This window comes from Pseudoclavibacter sp. Z016 (assembly GCF_002931215.1).
Classification (GTDB): domain Bacteria; phylum Actinomycetota; class Actinomycetes; order Actinomycetales; family Microbacteriaceae; genus Pseudoclavibacter.
In genome coordinates this window covers 169,266-189,476 of record NZ_PSTU01000015.1, presented here as the reverse complement: position 1 = coordinate 189,476, position 20,211 = coordinate 169,266, and the positions used below count along the sequence as shown (strand labels likewise).

Sequence of the window (20,211 nt, the reverse complement as noted above, 5' to 3'; positions counted from 1 at the left end):
GCACCATCATCCGAAGGTCGGAGCAACTGAGCCATGTATGAAGGCATCATCCAGGACCTCATCGACGAGCTCGGGCGCCTGCCCGGCGTTGGTCCCAAGTCCGCGCAGCGCATCGCGTTCCACATCGTGCAGACGCAGTCCTTCGACGTGTCGCGGCTCGCGCAGATCCTCGCCACCGTCCGTGAGCGAGTGCAGTTCTGCACCGTCTGCGGCAACGTCAGCGAGGGGCCCGAGTGCAACGTGTGCCGCGACCCGCGTCGCGACCGCACCGTCATCTGCGTCGTCGAGGAGCCGAAGGACGTGGCCGCCATCGAGCGCACCCGCGAGTTCAGCGGCCTCTTCCACGTGCTGGGCGGCGCCATCAATCCGATGGAGGGCATCGGTCCGGACGACCTGAACATCCGCACCCTCCTGGCCAGGCTCGAATCGGGGGAGGTCAAGGAGGTCATCGTCGCGACCGACCCGAACCTCGAGGGAGACGCCACGGCGTCGTACCTGAGCCGGCTCCTCACGAGCATCGGCGTGCCCGTCTCCCGGCTCGCCTCCGGCCTCCCCGTCGGAGGAGACCTCGAGTACGCCGACGAGATCACCCTCGGTCGCGCCTTCTCCGGCCGCCGCGCCATCGACTGACCGTCGCGCGGCGGACTGGCGAGTTCCGCCGGTCCCGCCGTCAGTCGCGTCAGCGCCGGCCGCGCCGCCTGCTCCGCCGCTGATTGCCACCCCGCTCCGCCGCGCCCCTCCGCTTCGCCCTGCTGGCCTCACTTCTGCCGCCCCTGAACCTGCCACCTCCACCCGGGTGGCGCAGAGTTGTGGGCTGGTGCGGTTGCGCGCGTTGTCGAGCGCATCTGCCCACAACTCTGTCGAGGGGATGAGCGGGTGAGTGGGTCTGCGGGTCTGCGGGTGAGCGGACGAGTGGGTCTGCGGGTCGGTGGGGCCCTGAGCGGGTCGGTGCGACGCCGCGCGGCGCAGAGTTGTGGGTAGGTGCGGTTGCGCGTGTTGTTGACCGCATCTGCCCACAACTCTCTCGAGGGGATGGGTGGGTGAGTTGGTGAGCGGGTGAGTGGGTCTGCGGGTGACCGGGCGATTGGGTCTGCGGGTCGGTGGGGCCCTGAGTGGGGCGGTGCGACGCCGCGCGGTGCAGAGTTGTGGGTGGGTGCGGTTGCGCGCGTTGTCGAGCGCATCTGCCCACAACTCTCTCGAGGGGATGAGCGGGCGAGTGGGCGAGTGGGTGAATGGATGAGTGGGTCTCCGGGTGGGTAAATGGGGCTGTGGGTCTGCGGGTGAGCGGACGAGTGGGTCTGCGGGTCGGTGGGGCCCTGAGCGGGTCGGTGCGACGCCGCGCGGCGCAGAGTTGTGGGTAGGTGCGGTTGCGCGTGTTGTTGACCGCATCTGCCCACAACTCTCTCGAGGGGATGGGTGGGTGAGTTGGTGAGCGGGTGAGTGGGTCTGCGGGTGACCGGGCGATTGGGTCTGCGGGTCGGTGGGGCCCTGAGTGGGGCGGTGCGACGCCGCGCGGTGCAGAGTTGTGGGTGGGTGCGGTTGCGCGCGTTGTCGAGCGCATCTGCCCACAACTCTCTCGAGGGGATGAGCGGGCGAGTGGGCGAGTGGGTGAATGGATGAGTGGGTCTCCGGGTGGGTAAATGGGGCTGTGGGTCTGCGGGTGAGCGGACGAGTGGGTCTGCGGGTCGGTGGGGCCCTGAGCGGGTCGGTGCGACGCCGCGCGGCGCAGAGTTGTGGGTAGGTGCGGTTGCGCGTGTTGTTGACCGCATCCGCCCACAACTCTCTCGACGGGATGAGCGGGCGAGTGGGTGAATGGATGAGTGGGTCCCCGGGCGGGCGAGTGGGTCTGCGGGTCTGCGGGTGAGTGGGTCGGCGGGTCGGTGGGTCCCTGAGCAGGTCGGCGCGACCGCGCGGCGCCGGCGAATTGCGCGAGCAGTGTCGTCGGTCGGTCACCGCCCCGCAATCAACGGAAACGAACGGCACCCGCGCTAGGAACCGCATGCCCCCGCCGGATAGGATGGGAGCTTGTGGCGCGCGAGCGAGGCTCGACGCGCATCCCGAACCGGAGGAGACACGACACGTGAGTCTGATCGTCCAGAAGTACGGCGGATCATCGGTCGCCGATGCCGAGAGCATCAAGCGAGTGGCCCGTCGAGTCGTCGAGACCCGCCGAGCAGGGAACGACGTCGTCGTGGCTGTCTCCGCCATGGGCGACACGACGGACGACCTCATCGACCTCGCCCACCAGATCGCGACGATCCCGGATGCGCGCGAGTTCGACATGCTCGTCACGACCGGAGAGCGCGTCTCGATGGCACTCCTCGCGATGGCGATCAAGGACCTCGGCATGGACGCCAGGAGCTACACGGGCAGCCAGGCGGGCATGATCACCGACTCCACGCACGGCGATGCCCGCATCGTCGACGTCACCCCGGTGCGCGTGCGCGAGGCGCTCGACGAGGGCGCCATCGCGATCGTCGCCGGCTTCCAGGGCTTCAACCGCGACTCCAAGGACATCACCACGCTCGGGCGCGGAGGATCGGACACGACCGCCGTCGCCCTCGCCGCGGCGCTCGGCGCCGACGTCTGCGAGATCTACACCGACGTCGACGGGGTCTTCTCCGCCGACCCGCGCATCGTGCCCAAGGCGCACAAGCTGAGCTACATCTCGAGCGAGGAGATGCTGGAGCTCGCCGCCTCGGGCGCGAAGGTCCTTCACATCCGCGCGGTCGAGTACGCACGCCGACAGGGAGTCACGCTCCACGTCCGCTCGTCGTTCTCCGACCACGAGGGCACCATCGTCTACAACCCAGACCGGGCAGAGGAGTACGAAGTGGAAGCAGCAATGATCGCGGGTGTCGCCCACGACCTGAGCCAGGCCAAGATCACCATCGCGGGGGTTCCTGATGTGCCAGGCAAGGCGGCTGCGATCTTCACGATCGTCGCCGAACAGGGCGCGAACATCGACATGATCGTGCAGAACGTGTCCGAGCAGGACACGAAGGTCACCGACATCTCCTTCACGCTCCCCAAGGCCGACGCGCAGCGCGTGCTCGACGCCGTCGCCGCGGAGGGCGAGCAGATCGGCTACGCGTCGCTGCGTCTCACGGAGGACATCGGGAAGATCTCGCTGGTCGGATCCGGCATGCGCACCAACATCGGCGTGACGGCGAAGCTCTTCACGGCGCTGAAGGATGCTGGCATCAACATCGACATGATCTCCACGTCCGAGATCCGCATCTCGATCATCACGCAGGCCGACCTCGTCACCGAGGCCACCCGTGTCATCCACACCGCCTTCGACCTCGACGGCGACGCCGAGGCAGTCGTCTACGCAGGCACCGGCCGCTGACGCGGCTGAGCAGAAAAGAGCACTCATGAGCACCAAGTTGAACGTCGCCGTCGTCGGCGCGACCGGCCAGGTCGGCGCCGTCATGCGCACCCTCCTCGAGGAGCGCGACTTCCCCGTCGCGAGCATCCGCTTCTTCGCCTCCGCCCGCTCGGCGGGAACGACCCTCCCGTTCCGCGGCGAGGACATCACGGTCGAAGACGTCGCCGTCGCCGACGTGAGCGGCATCGACATCGCGCTCTTCTCCGCGGGGGCGACCACGTCGCGCGCGCAGGCCGAGCGCTTCGCCGCCGCCGGCGCGGTTGTCATCGACAACTCGAGCGCGTGGCGCCGCGACCCCGAGGTGCCGCTGGTCGTCTCCGAGGTCAACCCGGAGGCCATCGTCGCGCCGCCGAAGGGCATCATCGCGAACCCCAACTGCACGACCATGGCCGCGATGCCCGTCCTCAAGGTGCTGCACGAGGCGGCCGGTCTCGAGCGCCTCGTCGTCTCGACCTACCAGGCCACGTCTGGCTCCGGCCTCGCGGGTGCCCGTGAGCTGTCCGGCCAGGCCGTCGCCGCGGTCTCGCAGGGCGAGGAAGCGCTCCTCGGGCTCGTGCACGACGGTTCGTCCGTCGAGTTCCCGGCTCCGGACAAGTACGTCGCCCCCATCGCCTTCAACGTGATCCCCCTCGCCGGGTCGGTCGTCGACGACGGATCCGAGGAAACGGACGAAGAGCAGAAGCTGCGCAACGAGAGCCGCAAGATCCTCGGCCTCCCCGAGCTTCGCGTGAGCGGAACGTGCGTTCGCGTCCCCGTCTTCACGGGCCACTCGCTGTCGATCAACGCCGAGTTCGCCGACGCGCTCACGCCTGACCGTGCGCGCGAGCTGCTCGCTGCGGCGCCGGGCGTCGCGCTGGTGGACGTGCCCACGCCGCAGCAGGCTGCCGGCGCCGACCCGAGCCTCGTCGGCCGCATCCGCCAGGACCAGTCGGTCGACGGCAACCGCGGTCTCGCGCTGTTCATCTCGAACGACAACCTCCGCAAGGGCGCAGCGCTCAACGCGGTGCAGATCGCCGAGCTCGTCGCCGCCAAGGCCTGACGACCGCCTTTTCCGCACAGAACGGACGCCCTCTCGGGGGCGTCCGTTCTTGCGTCTGGCGCCGAGAATGCCGCGGCGGAACACGCCCGTGGTGGCCATTGCATTCGAAAACGGCAAAAAGCCCAGAATGTGACGACTGACGTGCATCCTCGAAGCGGACGTGCATCTGCCTCGGACGTAGACTGTCTCGGTGACTGATTCACAGAAGATCTACGACGTCGTCCTGATCGGCGGGGGCATCATGAGTGCCACCCTCGGCTCGCTTCTCAACAAGCTTGAGCCGGAGTGGAGCATCAAGATCATCGAGCGACTCGACGGGCTCGCTCAGGAGAGCTCGAGCCCGTGGAACAACGCGGGAACTGGGCACGCAGCGCTCTGCGAGCTCAACTACACGCCTGAGAAGGACGGCGTCATCGACGCGTCCAAGGCGATCCAGATCAACGAGCAGTTCCAGGTGTCTCGTCAGTTCTGGGCCTCGCTCGTCGAGGCGGGCGAGCTGCCCGAGCCGTCCGGGTTCATCAACTCCGTGCCGCACATGACGTTCGTTCGAGGGGCCGAGAACGTCGAGTTCCTGCGCCGCCGCTTCGAGCTGCTCAAGACCGAGCCACTCTTCTCGACGATGGAGTTCTCCGACGACCTCGAGGTCATCAAGGCGTGGGCGCCGTCGCTCGTCGAGGGGCGCCCGTCGGGCGAGAAGGTCGCCGCGACGCGCGTCGCCGCCGGAACCGACGTCGACTTCGGTGCGCTGACGCACAAGCTCGTGCAGGGTCTCGTCGACCGGGGCGCCGTGCTGCGCCTCAACACGGAGGTCATCGCGCTCCGCCAGCAGCGCGACGGCATCTGGCAGATCGCGACGCAGCAGCGTGCCGGCGAGCAGAAGGGGCGCAAGAACGTCACCCGTGCGCGCTTCGTGTTCGTCGGGGCAGGCGGCGGCGCGCTTCCGCTGCTGCAGAAGTCTGGCATCGACGAGATCAAGGGCTACGGCGGCTTCCCCATCTCCGGCCAGTTCCTGCGCACCGACAACCCGGCGGTCGTCGAGAAGCACCTCGCGAAGGTCTACGGCAAGGCATCCGTCGGCGCCCCGCCCATGTCGGTGCCGCACCTCGACACGCGTGTCGTCGACGGCAAGCCGGCCCTCATGTTCGGGCCGTACGCGGGCTTCAGCCCCAAGTACCTGAAGACGGGCAGCTACCTCGACCTCGTCAAGTCGCTGCGCCCGCACAACCTCATCCCGATGCTCGCAGTCGCGAAGGACAACTTCGACCTCGTCGCCTACCTCGTCGGCCAGGTGCTCGCGAGCAAGGACAAGAAGTTCGAGCAGCTGCAGGAGTTCTTCCCGGAGGCGAACGCCGCCGACTGGCGCCTCATCACGGCGGGGCAGCGCGTGCAGGTCATGAAGAAGGACCCGAAGCGCGGCGGCATCCTGCAGATGGGCACGGAGGTCGTGGCCAAGAAGGACGGTTCGATCGCCGGCCTGCTCGGGGCCTCGCCCGGAGCATCCGTCGCCGTGCCGGTCATGATCGACCTGCTCGGCCGCTGCTACCCGCAGAAGAAGGCCGAATGGGCCCCGAAGCTCGAGGCGCTCGTACCGAGCCTCGGCACCGACGTCAACGATTCGGCCGAGCTCGCCGACTCAACGCAGGCGGCCAGCGCGAAGGCGCTTGAGCTCAACGCGCACTAGGACACGCGCTCAGGCAGCCCCGAGGCGGCCGACGCACGCCACCGAAGCCGTTCCGCACCCGCGGGGCGGCTTCGCTGCGTCAGCCCTGGTCCGATCGGCGGCGCAGCGCGAGGCGGACGACGACGCCCATGAGGAAGACGCCGAGCGCCGACGCCAGCGCGAGCGGGGGCAGCGTCACGACGAGCACGACGCAGCCGAGGGCGCCGAGCGCTGAGACGGCGCGCGGAACGCTGCGGTGCTCCCTCGCCTGGGTGAGCGCGCTGAGATTCGCGACCAGGTAGTAGACGAGCACTCCAGCGCTGGAGAACCCGATGACCTCGCGGATGTCGCCGACGCAGATCAGCAGCGCGGCGCCGGCCGCGACGGCGAGCACCGCGACCCGGGGTACCGAGGTCGACGGATGCTGGCGCGCCAGCGGGCCGGGCAGCTCGTGTCGTCTGCCCATCGCCATCGCCGTCCGGGAGCTCCCCGCCAGCACGGCCGAGAGTGCCCCGATCGAGGCGACCGCGGCAAGGATGCCGACTACGGCCTGGACCGCGGGCTGGGTCTCGACGAGGGCCGCTATCGGAGCCGGTGTCAGCGCGAGCCTGCCCGGGCCGAGCGTTGTCAGGAGCGCCCATCCGAGCATCGCCAGGATGACGCTCACGATGAGGAAGGACAGCAGCATCGCCCTTGGCACGGTGCGCCGCGGATCGCGGACCTCCTCGGAGAGCGTCGCGACGCGGGCGTAGCCGGCGAAGGCGAAGAAGAGGATGCCGGCGCCCTGCAGGACGCCGCTGGCCGAGAACTGGGCATCGCTTCCGGACGCGGAGCCGAAGAGCGGCGGCGAGAGCTGCGCCGTGACCAGGACTGCGACGAGCCCGAGCATCACGACGCCGGCGATGATCGTCGCGATGGCCGCTGTCCGCGTGATGCCGAACATGCCGGCCGCGGTGACGGCGAGCAGCACCGCGAGTGCGACCGGCCGTGCGAACGGCTCAGGCACGAGGTACGCGGCGGCCGTGATGGCCATGGCCGCGACCGAAGCGGTCTTGCCGATCACGAAGCCCCAGCCGGCGAGGAAGCCTGGCCACTCGCCGAGCTGCTCGCGCCCGTAGAGGTACACGCCCCCCGCTCCTGGATGCTGACGCGCGAGTTGCGCGGTCGATGCTGCGTTGCTCGCGGCGACGACCAGCGCGACGCCGAGGCTCAGCAGCAGCCAGCTGCCGGCCGCTTGGGCCGCCGGAGCGAACGCGGAGAAGACGCCTGCGCCGAGCATGGCGGAGACGCCGATCGCCGTCGCGCCGACCGTGCCGACCTTCCTCGGCTCCGCCGTCTGCTGCATCCGCCCGCCTCCGCTCCTGTGCGCAGCGCCTGTTCGCCTGCTCGTCAGGCCGACGATAGGGGCCGTCGGTGAACGCCGCACGGCGGGTACGCTCAGGCGATGACCTCAGCTCCATTCACGATTCGCGCGACGACGCCAGACGACTGGCACGAGGTGCGGGAGATCCGGCTCGAGATGCTCCAAGATACCCCGCTTGCGTACACGGAGACCCTCGAGGAAGCGCTTGGCCACGATGAGGCGGAGTGGCGGCGGAGGGGCGCGCGGGGCGATGCTGCCAACGGCATCTCGCTCGTCGCGGTGCTCGACGACGGCCGCTGGGTCGGCACCATGGGGTGCGTCTCCTTCCGGGATGAGCCGTGGCCGATGCTCGTCAGCGTGTACGTGGCGAGCGCCTTCCGCGGGGCGGCGGCCGGGGTGACGGATGCGCTGCTCGCCGAGGTCGAGGAGTGGGCCAGCTCGCGGGCGTCCGGCCTCATGCTGCACGTGCACGAGGACAACGCGCGGGCGAGGGCCGCGTACGAGCGGCGCGGCTTCGTCGCGACCGGCTCGACCATCCCCTACCCGCTCGATCGGCGGCAGCGGGAGCTGGAGATGGTCAAGCGGCTCTGAACGGTCGCATCCTGCGAACGGAGTCCCGAGGTGGGCGGATGCGCGCCGTGCGGGTACGATCGACCGGGCTCAGCCCTGAAACGAGGAGGACCATGGCCAAGCTGTACTTCCGCTACGGGGCGATGAACTCGGGCAAGTCGACGGCGCTGCTGCAGGCGGCGTTCAACTACGAGGAGCGCGGGCACCGGGTGGTGCTCGCGAAGCCGGCGATCGACACGAAGGTCGAGGGGGAGATCTCGTCGCGCCTCGGCATGACGAGGGGCGTTGAGATCCTCGTGGGTGTCGAGGACAGTCCCCGCGAGCAGCTGGCGGCGCTGGTCGCTGACGGTCAGCCGATCTCGTGCCTGCTCGTCGACGAGGCCCAGTTCCTGACGACCTGGCAGGTCGATGAGCTGCTGCGCATCGCCGTGTTCGACGGCATCCCGGTGCTCGCGTACGGCATCCGCACCGACTTCCAGACAATCGCGTTCCCCGGGAGCCAGCGGCTGCTCGAGATCGCGCACTCGCTCGAGGAACTCAAGACGATCTGCCGCTGCGGGCGAAAGGCCATCTTCAACGGCCGCCGCGTCGCCGGCGAGTTCGTGTTCGACGGCGGCCAGGTCGCGATCGACCAGGGCGAGGTCAGCTACGAGTCGATGTGCGGCAACTGCTACCTCGAGGCGTCGCACGGCCGACTCGGGGCGGGGCGCCTGTAAGTCGTCTCCGACCGGCGCACCCCGCCCCGAAAGCCCGCCTCAGGCGACGGTGGTCAGCTGAGCTCGGCGCGGAGGATGGCGGCTCCCGCCGACAGTGCGCTCAACTTGCCGTAGGCGACGTCTCGCGGCAGGGGAGCCATGCCGCAGTTCGTGCTGGCGATGAGCTTGTCCGCATCCACGAACTGGAGCGCCTTGCGGAGGGTGTCGGCGACCTCATCCGGGGTCTCGATCTCTTCGCTCGCCACGTCGATGGCGCCGAGCATGACCTTCTTGCCGCGGATCAGCTCGATGAGATCCATGGGCACGTGCGAGTGCTGGCTCTCGAGGGAGACGATGTCGATGGACGACTGCTGGATGAGCGGGAACGTCTTCTCGTACTGACGCCATTCCGCCCCGAGGGTGGCCTTCCAGTCGTTGTTCGCCTTGATGCCGTAGCCGTAGCAGATGTGCACGACGGTCTCAGCGCCAAGGCCCTCCGCGGCACGCTCGAGAGCTGCGACGCCCCAGTCCTGCACGTCGTCGAAGAAGACGTTGAAGGCGGGCTCGTCGAACTGGATGATGTCGACTCCGGCGGCCTCGAGCTCCTTGGCCTCCTGGTTGAGGATCGTCGCGAACTCCCACGCCAGCTTCTCGCGGCTCTTGTAGTGGCGGTCGGAGAGGGTGTCGATCATCGTCATGGGGCCGGGGAGCGCCCACTTGATCTTCTGGTCGGTCTGCTGGCGCAGGAACTTCGCGTCCTCGACGAAGACGGGCTGCTTGCGGCTCACGGCTCCGACGACGGTGGGCACGCTCGCGTCGTAGCGGTTGCGGATGCGGACCGTCTCGCGGTTCTCGAAGTCGACGCCCTCGAGGTGCTCGATGAAGGTCGTGACGAAGTGCTGGCGGGTCTGCTCACCATCGCTGATGATGTCGACGCCGCGATTGCGCTGTTCCTGGACGGCGATGCGAAGCGCATCCTGCTTGCCCTCGACGAGCGCCGCGCCCTCGAGCTCCCAGGGCGACCAGAGGACTTCTGGCTTCGCGAGCCAGGACGGCTTGGGCAGGCTGCCGACGCTTGCGACGGGGAGGAGTGTGTTCATGTTCGTCGATCCTTCTGGGGTCATCGAGCGGAGACGGCGTAGCCGGCGGCCCAGGCGTCGAGCACGTCGCCGTGCGGCTTCACGAAGTGCTCCTGGGTGTAGCGGCCCTGGGTGATGGCGAGCTGGCTGCGCTCTTCGCGGTCGTAGGCGATCTCGGTGCGGGAGAAGTCCTGCTGGTCGAGTGTTGGCCTGTAGACGTTCGCGGCGGCGGAGTTGGCGTTGTAGATCTCGGGTCGGTAGATCTTCTGGAACGCCTCCATCGTGCTGATCGTGCCGATGAGCTCGAGGGTGGAGTAGTCGCTGAGCAGGTCTCCGCGGAAGTAGAACGCGAGCGGGGCGACGCTGCCTGGGGGCATGAAGTAGCGGACCTGCAGCCCCATCTTGCCGAAGTACTGGTCGGTCAGGGAGTACTCGTCCTGCCGGTACTCGACGCCGAGGACGGGGTGTTGGTTGTCGGTGCGCGTGTACGTCTTGCTCGTCGAGACGCTGATGCAGATGACGGGCGACTTCGGGAACCGCGCCTGGTAGGCGGCCGAGTCGAGGAAGTGCTGGAACAGCTTACCGTGGAGCTCGCCGAAGCCGTCGGGCAGGGAGAAGCCGCCCCCGCCCGCGTTTGCCGACGGCAGCAGCACGCTGAAGTCGTAGTCGCGGAGGTAGGAGGAGAAGTTGTTGCCGACGATGCCCTGGTGGTGCTCGCCCGTCGACCGGTCGACGATCCCGATGTCGAGGACCTCGAGCAGGGGGAACTCGCGGTCGTCGCCTTCGTCGTCGAACTGCAGCGACGCGGAGATGATGTCGAGCTCGAGCGTGTAGCGGTCGCCGGTCGGGTTGTCCCAGCGGGCGAGGTCGTTGAAGCGCCGGTCGATCATCGTCAGGGCGTTGCGGAGGTTCTGCTGACGGTGCTCGCCGCGGGCCAGGTTGGCAAAGTTCGTGGTGATGCGGGAGCTCTCCGACGGCGCGTAGTGCTCGTCGAAGCGGGTGGTGGTGATGTTGAACGTGATGTCGTTCGCCATGTGAGGCCAATCCGGGAGTCGAGAGGCCGGTCGGCCTGTGGGCGTGGATGCGTCCATTGTGCAGGCGATTCGCGGCCATCGAGTAATTCGACGCAACTATGCGTCACTATAGGCTTCGGCTATGACTCGGCGATCGAACGGCGTGACTCTGCAGCAGCTGCACTACTTCGTCGAGGTCGCCGCCGAACGGTCGATCAGTGCCGCCGCCGACATGCTGTTCGTCGCGCAGCCGACGATGTCTGCGGCGATGAAGGACCTCGAGACCCGGGTGGGCCGCGCGCTCCTCGTCCGCTCTGCCCGCGGCGTCTCGCTCACGACCGACGGGACGGAGTTCCTGCGGTACGCGAAGCAGGTCGTCGAGCAGGTGGAGCTGCTCGAGCAGCGCTACCTCGGTCGCCCGCCTTCGCGTCGCCTGCTCGGGGTGTCCGCGCAGCACTACTCGTTCGCGGTCGACGCGTTCGTCCGCATGGTCAAGGGCACCGGGGCGGCCGAGTACGAGTTCTCGCTGCGCGAGACCCGCACGTGGGACATCATCGAGGACGTGCGCACGCTCCGCAGCGAGCTGGGCCTCCTCTACCGGAACGAGTTCAACCGGAACGTCATCGACAAGCTGCTGCGGGAGTCGGGCCTCGCGTTCCACACGCTGTTTCTCGCGGAGCCGCACATCTTCGTCTCCCGGAGGAACCCGCTCGCGTCGAAGGCGCGCGCGACGCTCGACGACCTCGCCGGCCTGCCTCGGCTCACCTTCGACCAGGGCGCGAACAACTCCTTCTACTTCGCCGAGGAGATCCTCTCCACGCTGTCGAGCAAGCAGGAGATCCGCGTCTCCGATCGCGCGACGATCTTCAACCTCATGATCGGCCTCGACGGCTACACGATCTCGACGGGCATCATCAGCGACGACCTCGACCCGGGCATCGTCGCCGTCCCGCTCGACGTGGACGAGCGCATCGAGATCGGCTGGATCGGCCACTCCGCGATCCCCCTCACCGCTCAGGCGCAGCGCTACCTCGACGAGGTGCGGGCGGTTGTCGCGGAGGCTGGGGTGGAGCTGCTCGGGTAGGGGAAGTTCGGATCCACTCGGGGATTTTCGCGCTACTTTGTAATTAGCTGAGCATTCTGTACGTTTCAGTCGATGAGGCGTACCCTGTCGACATGAGCCAGATAGCTATCACCGATGCCCGTGCCCGCCTGGCTTCGATCATCGACGATGCGCGCCTCGAACCGGTGTACCTGACTCGGCGGAACCGGCCTGTCGCCGCGGTGATCGATGCCGCACAGCTTCAGCAGCTCCTCGAGGACGCCGAAGAGCTGGCCGATATTCGCGCAGTGGACGCTGCGTGGGAGGAGACCGAGGCGTTGGGTGAGGAGCCGGTCCCGTGGGAAGTCGTCAAGCGTGACCTCGGTCTCGCTCCGTGAGCTACCGGATCCTGGTCCTCCCGGCGGCGGCCAGAGTCATCAAGAAGCTCCCACCGGAAGCGAAGCGTCGCATCCAGGCAGCGGTTGAGCTGCTCGCAGAGGATCCACGACCACCTGCCGCCAAGAGACTCTCCGGACGCACGGAGTGGCGAGTGCGAACGAGTGACTACCGAGTGCTGTATCGCATCCAGGATGACGTCTTGACCGTGGTGATCGTTCACGATGGTCATCGGCGTGAGGTCTATAAGGCCTAGGTGAGGTGAGCGTTTACCTGTGCGGTCTGCGCCGATGGTGGCCTAGTCCGCTCGCGCATGGCTGAGCGCTCGTCTCTGCGCCACCACGTCCGGCGTCGGCGCAGCCTCACGCCTCGAACGTCACCCGCCCGCCGACGACCGTCAGCAGCGTCCGCGCCGTGAGCAGGCTCGTGGCGGGTTCGGTGAGCACGTCGGTGTCGACGACCGTGAAGTCGGCGGCCGAGCCTTCTCGGATCTCTCCGCGCCAGCTCGCGTCGCCGACGGAGGCGGCTGCGTCCCGCGTCGCGTGGAGCAGCGCGCGCTCGATCGGCACGGTGCGGTCGAGGCGAGAGGCCGAGTAGCTCGGGTCGAGGGCAGACTCGCGGGTCGCCGCGATGTAGAGGTTGGCGAGCGGACCGTACGGGGCGGTTGGCGCATCCGTCGAGAACGCCAGCGTCGCCTGGGCGTCCTCGTATTCGTGCCAGGCGAAGCCCCGCTCGACTCGATCGTCGTCGAGCTGCGCGATCCAGTTGCCGAGCACCGCCGGGTCGGCGTGCACGGGCTGCATGGATGCCGTCACCCCGAGGGTCGCCATGCGCTCGGCGGTGCCGGGCGCCGCGTACTCGAGGTGCTCGATCCGGTGACGGCGCGGAAGCTCGCCGTTGGCCTCGAACGCATGCTCGAGTGCATCCAGCGCCATGCTGCTCGCCGCGTCTCCGATGGCGTGCATCGCGATCTGCAGGCCGGCCGCATCCGCCGCCGCGACCACGGGGAACAGTCGGTCCGCCGGCCAGATGGCATCGGCGTTCGACCCGTCGGCGTACGGCGTGCTCATCGCCGCCGTGCAGGCGTCGATCGTTCCGTCGAGGATGAGCTTGATGCCGACCACGCGCAACCAGGGCGAGGCATGTTGGGCCGAGAGTTCCTCGGCACGCTCGACCTGCGAGAAGTTCTGGGCGTCGTCGTCGGTATTGGAGACGAGCCAGTGCGCCGCAACCCGCAGGGGGAGGGTGCCGCCCCGTCGGTCCGCCGCGCGCCGGAGTGCGTCGAGCGCGACCTCGTTGAGCGCCATGTCCACGACCCCCGTCACGCCGACGGCGCTGTACGCGGCGAGCACGCGCTCGACGGCGACGTCTCGGTCGGCGTCGGTCATCGCGGCGTCACGCTGCGCCCACGCGTACTCGACCGCGGCCGTCTCGAACAGCATGCCGTCCGGCTCTCCATCCGCATCCCGTCCGATTCGGCCGCCGCTCGGGTCAGGGGTGTCCCGGGTGATGCCGAGCTCCCGCAGGGCCGCGCTGTTGACCCAGCAGGAGTGGTAGTCGTTCGCGTCGAGGTACACGGGCACATCGGCGACGACCTCATCGATCATCGCGGCCGTCGGGGCGCCGCCCGGGATCGAGTCGAACAGCCAGCCGCGACCCCGCAGGACGCGGGCATCAGGGTCCGCGGCGCGGGCCTCGGCCAGCAGGCGCTGGATCTCACCGAGGTTGCGGGCATCCGTGAGCCCCACCTGCCCGAGGGCCTCGCCCATCATCACGAGGTGCGTGTGTGCGTCGGTGATCCCGGGGAGCACAAGCTGCCCGCCCAGGTCGACCGTCTCATCCGGATGCGCGGCGAAAGCTCGTGCGCCGGCCTCGTCGCCGACGAACGCGAACACCTCGTCGCGCACCACAAACGCCGTCGGGGCGGGTGCATCCGCTGCGGTCCCGGATGCGGGGCCCTTCCCGGATGCGGGGCCCTGGAAGACGTGGGCATTCGAGTACAGGGTGGTGGTCATGCGTTGGCCTCCGTGAGGATCGGGGTGGAACGTTCGGTGCGGGTCGAGATGGCGGCGATGATGCCGGTGGGGGCGGCCAGGACGAAGCTCGTGATGCCGAGCGCGAGCGTGAAGCCCTGCGCGCCGAGCATCTCGCTGAGGCTGGCCCCGACGAGGGGAGTGAGGGCCGAGCCGACGAGATAGACGGACAGGAGTGGGCCGGACCAGCGGCCACGAGCATCCAGCGCCGCCGCCGTCGAGAGGAAGTACATGTACGCGACGGCGTAGATGGAGTTCCAGGCGATGAACGCCACGATGAGCGCCGCCTCGTCGGTGAGCGTGCCCTGCACGATCTTGAGGATGCCGCCGAGCACCAGCAGGACGACGAGGGGCGCGGCTCGGCCGAGGCGGTTGCCGACGGCCATGAGCGCGAGCGAGCCGAGGAGCCCGCCCGCGGTGGCACCGGAGAGCGCGATGCCGAGCCCCTCCGGGGTCAGGCCGCTCGTCTCGGCACCGATGATGCCGATCATGGCCCAGAGCGAGTCCTCGCTGACCGCCCAAAGTGCGAAGACGACCAGCAGGCCGAAGCCGCTCACCGTGAGCAGTCGCGACGACGCGGCGCTCTGCGTGCGGATTGCGCCGGTCGGCGGGATCTCGATCGGCATCGCCTCGCCCGTCGCGGCGCCAGCTGTTCCGAGTGCGGCATCCGCGTCGAGCAGGGGAACGCGGGGGAGCCACTTCGTCATGACCAGGCCGATGGCCGAGAAGAGCGCGAGCGAGCCGAAGACGTTGAGCGGCGCGAGCCCGAGCAGGGGCAGGGTCGCGAGGACGATCGAGATGACGCCTCGGTTCGTGAAGCCGTTCCAGCCGGCCACGCGGTCCGGGTTCCGGAATGATGCCATCGCCGCTCCGGCCGAGGCAACCGCTCCGCCGGCGCCGATGCCGCCGACGAGGAGGCCGGGGATCGTGAGTGACGGCACGAGGGCCGCGGCGAGGAACCCGAGCGTCGCGACGGTGAGACCGATGCGGGCCACCTGATGGCGGCGCGCGCCCGCGCAGAGGCCGGCGGCGGCGAGGCCGGCGACCGCGGTCAGGAGGAGCGTGCCCGTGACGAGCCAGCTCGCCGCGAGCACGTCGAGGCCGACCGCCGTCTGTGCCGCGGTGATCATGTACGGCGACAGGTTCACGGCCAGGTAGCCGGCGATCGCGATGGCGAACGTCGCAGAGGCCGGCGCGAGGCGCAGGGGCACTCGCGTGCTGAGTTCGGCTGCAGTGGTCATGGGGCTCCATGGGTCTGGGTTCTCGGCGTGCGTCCTGCTGCTGCGAACAGGTTCCGGCGTGACGTGCGTTTGGCGAACACCATTCGCCAGCGAATGGTGTTCGCTAGTATGCACGGAGACGGAGCCGAGCGGAAGGCATCCGGAGCATTTTCCTCGACCAACACGACGGGGAGGCCAACACACGTGCACGAGGTGAAGGGGCGAGCCATGGAGGGACGCAGGATCGTCGGGCTCACCCCGGCCCGCATCGCCGACGCCGGGCTGCAGCTCGTCGAAGCTGGCGAGCCGTTCGGCGTCAACGCCATCGCGCGCAAGCTCGAGGTGCGGCCGTCCTCGCTCTACAAGCACGTCGCGGGACTCGACGACATCGTCGAGCTCATGCGCGGCCGGCTCGTCGATCGCTACCGGGCAACACCGGAGCAGCGGGCATGGGACCAGTACGTCGAGGAGGTCGTGCGGCTCCAGCGGCGCATGTACGCCGACCATCCGGCGCTGCTGCCGTTCCTCATCGGGAAGACCATCACGAGCTCCTCGGTGATCGAGGCCTACGATGACCTCGCCGTCGCGCTGCAGGCCGGGGGCTTCCCCGACGACGACATCGTCACGCTCATCGGCATGATCGACGCGTTCGCGCTCGGCTTCGGCCTCGAGCTGGCGTCACCGGAACAGGTCTGGCAGCCGGATGCGCCGACGCGGCTCTTCGGGAGGCTCCTCGCCGACTCCGGGTCGGGCCCCGAGCGCATCGAACGCTCGTTCGAGCTCGGGCTCGCGGTCCTGATGGCGGCGCTGCGCGAACGCCTCCCGCGCGCCCAGGGCTGAGTTGTGGTCGTTCCCGCGCTTCGCAAGCAACCACAACTCAGCCCTGGGCGGGGAGAGTCAGCCCTGGGCGGGGCGGAATGCCCGTCGAGTCAGTAGCCTGGTGACACCTGTCCGCCCCAGTCCGGAGCCCACGATGACGTTCTCGCACGGTGCCGCTCCCGAGCGCACACGCAGCAGCCCTTGGCTGTACGTCGCGCTCGGCGTCGTTCTCGTGGCCGCGCTCGCGGTGCTCGGCTTCTTCTTCGGCGGCGCGTTGCTCACGCAGGCCACGAGCCGCGCCGCGGAGACCGACGAGACGGTCACCGTCGGCAGCGACGAGTCGGCCGTCGCGGTCGTCGCGCCGGCCGGATGGGTCATCGTGCCCCACTACTTCGGCACCGACGTCGTGACGCTCCGCAGTCCGGATGCGCGCCTCGAGATCACCCTCCAAGTGCCGTCCCAGCCCCAGTCGATGGTGGATGCGTCCGAAGCCGCAGCAGGTGAGGCGAGCGAGGCGCTTGCCAAGGACGGGCTGGTGCCAGAGGGCGCGATGGCCGCCGACGTCGGAAGCCTCTTCTGGATCGACGAGGTGCCGAAGGAAGGACTCTCCGTGCGCCACGCGAGCTACGAGTACGGGCAGGCTGCCGCAGAAGGACAAGGGGCTCCCGGCGTGATGGTCGGCTCCGCGGCCGTTGCGAGCGCTGGTGCCACCTCGCCGAACGCTGCGGTACGGTTCAGCGCCAGTGCAGACGACCTCGACCGGTACCGCCCCGCCATCGCCCAGATCCTCGAGAGCATCGGCGGGTCGGCCGCGTGACGCGCAGTCGATGGCGCTCGCGGCAGCCCAGCACACAGCCGCGCCCTGTGCGGCGCCTGCTCACGGTCGCGATGCTCACGGCCACGACCCTCGCGCTCTCGGCGTGCGCCCCCGCTCCCGACCTGGCCTGGCAGCCGCCCGTTCGCGCGGCCGTGACGAGCTTCGACGAGGCGGTCGGTGACGTCGCCGGCGCGGAAGCCGGGGCCACGCCCCTGGACCACTACCGCATCCGCGACTCGGCACCCGCCGTCGACGCGAGGTGGACGGAGGTGCCAGGGCAGACCGATCTGAACACGCGTGTCCGCTCGCTGGTCATCGACGCGGTCGGCGCCTTCGCGACGAGGCTCGGCACCGTCTACGAGCCGGAGGCCGCGGCAGCGGGAGCTGGGCTCGGAAGTCGCGGCTGCGAGGCGGGCTCCAGCAGCATGCCGGCCGTTGAGGTGCTCGCCCAGGGTGGCGCCACGGCGGGTGAGGCGCTCGTCATCACGTGCGAGATCGTCGTCGCCAGCGGCAGCGAGTTCGGCGAGCGCGTCCGGGTCGTCGAGGGAACCGCGGGAGCAGCCCCGGCGGTCACCCGAGACGAGAGCTTCGTCTTCTTCGCCGACACCGCGACGGCGCAGCAAGCCGGTGGCGCCGACGTCATCACGGCGGACGCGGCACTGGCCATCTGGAACGAGCTCGTGCTCGCCGCGCGGCGAGAACTCGGCGCCCTCTGGGATACGCAGGTCGCGGCGCCGAGCGACACCAACGCGGCCGTGCTCGCACAGGGGTTCGCCGACGTCACGCCCACACCGGACGGTGGACTGCGCATCGGCATCCCCGCGGGCCTCCTCACCCCTGAGATGGACGTATCCGGCGGTGCGAACGCATCCCCTCCCGTCTCTCCTGACGGCGAGACCACGCTCGTCGTCGGCGAGCCGATCTCGCACCGCTTCCCGAGCATCCACATCGGCGCGGAACTGGCAGCCCCCATGCTCACCGACCTCGGCCGCGAGCTCGTCGCCGCCTCGGCGAGCCCGCAGCCGCTCGTCGCGGGCCAGCGGCCGCTCGCCGGCGACCGCCAGGTCGACTGCACGCTGTTCCCGTGCGTCGCCCTGACCTTCGACGACGGCCCCGCGCCGATCACGGAGACGCTCCTCGGGCAGCTGCGGGAGCAGGACGCGACCGCGACCTTCTTCCTCGTCGGCCCGAACGTGCAGCGGCACCCAGAGATCGCGAGGCAGATCGACGACGACGGCCACCAGATCGGCAACCACTCGTGGACGCATCCGCGGCTCACGACCCTCGACGACAAGAAGATCGAGGAAGAGGTCAAGAAGACCAACGACGCCATCGCGGCCGCGACCGGCGAACGGCCGAGCGTCTTCAGGCCCCCGTATGGCGACCTCGACGCGCGGGTCCTCACGAAGCTCGGCATGCCGGCCATCCTGTGGGACATCGACACCCTCGACTGGGAGGGGCCGCCGCACGAGACGCTCGTCGACCGCGGCGCGAACGAGGCGGAGGCCGGGTCGATCATCCTCATGCACGACATCCACGACTCGACCGTCGACGCGGTGCCCGAGATCCTCACAGGCCTCCACGACCGGGGATTCGTGCTCGTGACGATCGATCAGATCTTCGGCGGCGCCCCAGCCGCGGGCAACAGCTACACGTCGGCGCGGTAGCTCAGGGGTGCGAGACCAAGACGGCGAGGCCAGGACAGCTCCGCCAAGATAGCTAGGCCTCGACCTGCGCGGCCCAGGCCTTCACGAGCTCGGCGAGTGCGCCCCGCGCATCTTCGAACTCGGCCATGCTCGCGAACGAGACGACGGCACGGCCCGGGCCCCGCCACGCAAGCAGCTTCGAGCGGTCGTCGACGACGACTTCCGGGTGCGCTGGCTTCACCTTCGCGCCCGTGTGCAGGACGAGCTGCACGGCCTTCGGACGCCGGAGGTTGAGGGTCGCGAAGTCGTCGGCGACCTTGTAGTTCGGCGACTTCCACTTGATGCTCTCGATGACGTCGGGATGCGCGTCCAGCAGCAGCCCCCGCAGGCCGACCGCTGCACCCCGCAGTGGATGCTCGAGCTCGGCGAAGTAGGCGTCGACATCCGGCGACGGGGCAGCGGTCATGCCGCCAGCGTAGACCTGTGGTCCGCTGGCGGCTCGACTCGCAGCACTGCTCGGGCTCGGTGCGCCGATCAGTACTTCGCCGACTGGCCGCCATCGATGGGAACGACGGCCGCGTTGATGTAGCTCGCGTCGTCCGACAGGAGGAACGCGACGACCGCTGCGATCTCCTCGGGCTGCCCGTAGCGCTTCGTGGGGTTGATCTGGATGAACTGCTCTGCTGCCTGCTTCGGGTTCTCCGCGTCGAGCTGGCGCATCGAGTTCTCGACCATGGGCGTCCAGATCGCGCCGGGCGCGATGGCGTTGACGCGCACGCCGAACTGGCCGTACTCGACGGCCGAGTTGCGGGTGAGGCCGACGACGCCGTGCTTCGCGGCAGCATAGCCCGACTGGTTTCCGACGCCGCGGATGCCGCCGACGGAGGCCGTGTTCACCACGAAGCCGGAGCCCTGCTCGCGCATGACCTTGAGCACCTTCTCGAGGCCGAGGAACACCCCGCGGAGGTTGATGGAGACGACCCGCTCGAACTCGTCTGCGCCGAAGTCCTCGGTGAGGTTCTGGCGGCCTTCGATGCCGGCGTTGTTGAAGAAGCCGTCGATGCGGCCGAAGCGCTCGAGAGTGGCGGCGACGTAGGCGTCCGTGTCGGCCTCGCTGGAGACGTCCGCGGTCGTCGTGAAGACCTCGGCGTCAGGCGCGGCCTCGAGGATGGCTGCCTTGCTCGCTTCGAGGCCCTGCTCCGAGATGTCGACGAGTGCGAGCTTCCCGCCCTCGCTCGCGACGCGGACCGCGGTGGCGCGGCCGAGGCCGGATCCTCCGCCGGTGATCAGAACGACTTTGTCGGTGAACCGAGACATGCTTCTCCTTCGTTGCGGTGCATCGCCCGGCAGTCGCAGGACGACACTCTAGTTATGTCGTGGCCTAGTGAATTTATTCCCGAGAGGCCTCCGCGACGGGCCCGACTCGCC

At 69.1% G+C, this 20,211-nt stretch carries 19 protein-coding genes; 12 read left to right on the top strand and 7 right to left on the bottom strand.

Annotated features, from left to right (window positions below):
* Nucleotides 1-33: 33 nt before the first annotated feature.
* From recR to C5B99_RS14270, 4 genes are all read left to right on the top strand, one after another.
* Complete coding sequence (recR, locus tag C5B99_RS14290) at nucleotides 34-630, top strand: recombination mediator RecR (RefSeq protein ID WP_068476612.1); 597 nt, start codon at nucleotides 34-36, stop codon at nucleotides 628-630.
* 1,450 nt (nucleotides 631-2,080) lie between these two features.
* On the top strand, nucleotides 2,081-3,352 hold the full coding sequence (locus C5B99_RS14280; RefSeq protein WP_104243220.1) for an aspartate kinase: 1,272 nt from the start codon (nucleotides 2,081-2,083) through the stop codon (nucleotides 3,350-3,352).
* A 25-nt stretch (nucleotides 3,353-3,377) separates the two neighbouring features.
* Complete coding sequence (locus tag C5B99_RS14275) at nucleotides 3,378-4,430, top strand: aspartate-semialdehyde dehydrogenase (RefSeq protein ID WP_104243219.1); 1,053 nt, start codon at nucleotides 3,378-3,380, stop codon at nucleotides 4,428-4,430.
* A 190-nt stretch (nucleotides 4,431-4,620) separates the two neighbouring features.
* Nucleotides 4,621-6,111 (top strand): malate:quinone oxidoreductase, encoded by a 1,491-nt coding sequence (locus C5B99_RS14270; protein WP_104243217.1) that lies wholly within the window; start codon nucleotides 4,621-4,623, stop codon nucleotides 6,109-6,111.
* A gap of 79 nt (nucleotides 6,112-6,190) precedes the next feature.
* On the opposite strand, the gene C5B99_RS14265 is transcribed toward C5B99_RS14270, so the two are convergent.
* Nucleotides 6,191-7,435 (bottom strand): APC family permease, encoded by a 1,245-nt coding sequence (locus C5B99_RS14265; RefSeq protein ID WP_104243215.1) that lies wholly within the window; start codon nucleotides 7,433-7,435, stop codon nucleotides 6,191-6,193.
* Nucleotides 7,436-7,534: 99 nt separating this feature from the next.
* Here C5B99_RS14265 and C5B99_RS14260 point away from each other — a divergent pair, with 99 nt between their 5' ends.
* Complete coding sequence (locus C5B99_RS14260; protein WP_104243213.1) at nucleotides 7,535-8,044, top strand: GNAT family N-acetyltransferase; 510 nt, start codon at nucleotides 7,535-7,537, stop codon at nucleotides 8,042-8,044.
* A 92-nt stretch (nucleotides 8,045-8,136) separates the two neighbouring features.
* Entirely contained in the window at nucleotides 8,137-8,739 is a 603-nt protein-coding gene (locus C5B99_RS14255; protein ID WP_104243211.1) for a thymidine kinase, read from the top strand.
* Between the two features lie 53 nt (nucleotides 8,740-8,792).
* Here C5B99_RS14255 and C5B99_RS14250 read toward each other — a convergent pair whose 3' ends face one another.
* Nucleotides 8,793-9,818, bottom strand: a complete 1,026-nt coding sequence (locus C5B99_RS14250) for a methionine synthase (protein WP_104243209.1) — start codon at nucleotides 9,816-9,818, stop codon at nucleotides 8,793-8,795.
* Nucleotides 9,819-9,838: 20 nt separating this feature from the next.
* Complete coding sequence (locus C5B99_RS14245) at nucleotides 9,839-10,831, bottom strand: DUF1852 domain-containing protein (protein WP_104243207.1); 993 nt, start codon at nucleotides 10,829-10,831, stop codon at nucleotides 9,839-9,841.
* A 121-nt stretch (nucleotides 10,832-10,952) separates the two neighbouring features.
* Between C5B99_RS14245 and C5B99_RS14240 the strand changes: the two genes are divergently transcribed.
* The 3 genes from C5B99_RS14240 (at nucleotide 10,953) to C5B99_RS14230 (ending at nucleotide 12,504) form a co-directional block, all read left to right on the top strand.
* Nucleotides 10,953-11,894 carry a LysR family transcriptional regulator gene (locus tag C5B99_RS14240; RefSeq protein WP_104243205.1) on the top strand — a complete coding sequence of 314 codons (942 nt, stop codon included), beginning with the start codon at nucleotides 10,953-10,955 and terminating at the stop codon, nucleotides 11,892-11,894.
* 92 nt (nucleotides 11,895-11,986) lie between these two features.
* Entirely contained in the window at nucleotides 11,987-12,250 is a 264-nt protein-coding gene (locus C5B99_RS14235) for a type II toxin-antitoxin system Phd/YefM family antitoxin (protein WP_104243203.1), read from the top strand.
* Complete coding sequence (locus C5B99_RS14230) at nucleotides 12,247-12,504, top strand: type II toxin-antitoxin system RelE/ParE family toxin (RefSeq protein ID WP_104243201.1); 258 nt, start codon at nucleotides 12,247-12,249, stop codon at nucleotides 12,502-12,504. The genes C5B99_RS14235 and C5B99_RS14230 overlap by 4 nt, the downstream gene beginning before the upstream one ends.
* A gap of 106 nt (nucleotides 12,505-12,610) precedes the next feature.
* On the opposite strand, the gene C5B99_RS14225 is transcribed toward C5B99_RS14230, so the two are convergent.
* Both C5B99_RS14225 and C5B99_RS14220 read right to left on the bottom strand, forming a co-directional pair.
* Entirely contained in the window at nucleotides 12,611-14,263 is a 1,653-nt protein-coding gene (locus C5B99_RS14225) for an amidohydrolase (protein ID WP_104243199.1), read from the bottom strand.
* Nucleotides 14,260-15,522: an MFS transporter gene (locus tag C5B99_RS14220; RefSeq protein ID WP_181065027.1), complete on the bottom strand. Its 1,263-nt coding sequence runs from the start codon at nucleotides 15,520-15,522 to the stop codon at nucleotides 14,260-14,262. Before C5B99_RS14220 ends, C5B99_RS14225 begins: the two co-directional genes overlap by 4 nt.
* 207 nt (nucleotides 15,523-15,729) lie before the next feature.
* Here C5B99_RS14220 and C5B99_RS19370 point away from each other — a divergent pair, with 207 nt between their 5' ends.
* The 3 genes from C5B99_RS19370 to C5B99_RS14205 all read left to right on the top strand — a co-directional run bounded on the left by C5B99_RS19370 (nucleotide 15,730) and on the right by C5B99_RS14205 (nucleotide 18,804).
* A complete protein-coding gene (locus C5B99_RS19370; protein WP_181065026.1) occupies nucleotides 15,730-16,341 on the top strand; it encodes a TetR/AcrR family transcriptional regulator in 612 nt (203 codons plus the stop codon).
* 133 nt (nucleotides 16,342-16,474) lie between these two features.
* Nucleotides 16,475-17,137 carry a hypothetical protein gene (locus C5B99_RS14210; RefSeq protein WP_104243193.1) on the top strand — a complete coding sequence of 221 codons (663 nt, stop codon included), beginning with the start codon at nucleotides 16,475-16,477 and terminating at the stop codon, nucleotides 17,135-17,137.
* 47 nt (nucleotides 17,138-17,184) lie between these two features.
* Nucleotides 17,185-18,804 carry a polysaccharide deacetylase family protein gene (locus C5B99_RS14205; protein WP_104243191.1) on the top strand — a complete coding sequence of 540 codons (1,620 nt, stop codon included), beginning with the start codon at nucleotides 17,185-17,187 and terminating at the stop codon, nucleotides 18,802-18,804.
* A 52-nt stretch (nucleotides 18,805-18,856) separates the two neighbouring features.
* Here C5B99_RS14205 and C5B99_RS14200 read toward each other — a convergent pair whose 3' ends face one another.
* On the bottom strand, nucleotides 18,857-19,249 hold the full coding sequence (locus tag C5B99_RS14200; protein ID WP_104243189.1) for a DUF1801 domain-containing protein: 393 nt from the start codon (nucleotides 19,247-19,249) through the stop codon (nucleotides 18,857-18,859).
* 68 nt (nucleotides 19,250-19,317) lie between these two features.
* A complete protein-coding gene (locus C5B99_RS14195) occupies nucleotides 19,318-20,100 on the bottom strand; it encodes a glucose 1-dehydrogenase (RefSeq protein WP_104243187.1) in 783 nt (260 codons plus the stop codon).
* Nucleotides 20,101-20,211: the final 111 nt, after the last annotated feature.

Excerpts from the sequence above, each read along its gene's own strand:
- C5B99_RS14260 (WP_104243213.1), top strand. The coding sequence starts at position 7,535 with ATGACCTCAGCTCCATTCACGATTCGCGCGACGACGCCAGACGACTGG.
- C5B99_RS14195 (WP_104243187.1), bottom strand. The coding sequence starts at position 20,100 with ATGTCTCGGTTCACCGACAAAGTCGTTCTGATCACCGGCGGAGGATCC.
- C5B99_RS14240 (WP_104243205.1), top strand. The coding sequence starts at position 10,953 with ATGACTCGGCGATCGAACGGCGTGACTCTGCAGCAGCTGCACTACTTC.
- C5B99_RS14275 (WP_104243219.1), top strand. The coding sequence starts at position 3,378 with ATGAGCACCAAGTTGAACGTCGCCGTCGTCGGCGCGACCGGCCAGGTC.
- C5B99_RS19370 (WP_181065026.1), top strand. The coding sequence starts at position 15,730 with ATGGAGGGACGCAGGATCGTCGGGCTCACCCCGGCCCGCATCGCCGAC.
- C5B99_RS14235 (WP_104243203.1), top strand. The coding sequence starts at position 11,987 with ATGAGCCAGATAGCTATCACCGATGCCCGTGCCCGCCTGGCTTCGATC.
- recR (WP_068476612.1), top strand. The coding sequence starts at position 34 with ATGTATGAAGGCATCATCCAGGACCTCATCGACGAGCTCGGGCGCCTG.
- C5B99_RS14255 (WP_104243211.1), top strand. The coding sequence starts at position 8,137 with ATGGCCAAGCTGTACTTCCGCTACGGGGCGATGAACTCGGGCAAGTCG.
- C5B99_RS14200 (WP_104243189.1), bottom strand. The coding sequence starts at position 19,249 with ATGACCGCTGCCCCGTCGCCGGATGTCGACGCCTACTTCGCCGAGCTC.
- C5B99_RS14265 (WP_104243215.1), bottom strand. The coding sequence starts at position 7,435 with ATGCAGCAGACGGCGGAGCCGAGGAAGGTCGGCACGGTCGGCGCGACG.
- C5B99_RS14250 (WP_104243209.1), bottom strand. The coding sequence starts at position 9,818 with ATGAACACACTCCTCCCCGTCGCAAGCGTCGGCAGCCTGCCCAAGCCG.
- C5B99_RS14210 (WP_104243193.1), top strand. The coding sequence starts at position 16,475 with ATGACGTTCTCGCACGGTGCCGCTCCCGAGCGCACACGCAGCAGCCCT.
- C5B99_RS14220 (WP_181065027.1), bottom strand. The coding sequence starts at position 15,522 with ATGACCACTGCAGCCGAACTCAGCACGCGAGTGCCCCTGCGCCTCGCG.
- C5B99_RS14225 (WP_104243199.1), bottom strand. The coding sequence starts at position 14,263 with ATGACCACCACCCTGTACTCGAATGCCCACGTCTTCCAGGGCCCCGCA.
- C5B99_RS14245 (WP_104243207.1), bottom strand. The coding sequence starts at position 10,831 with ATGGCGAACGACATCACGTTCAACATCACCACCACCCGCTTCGACGAG.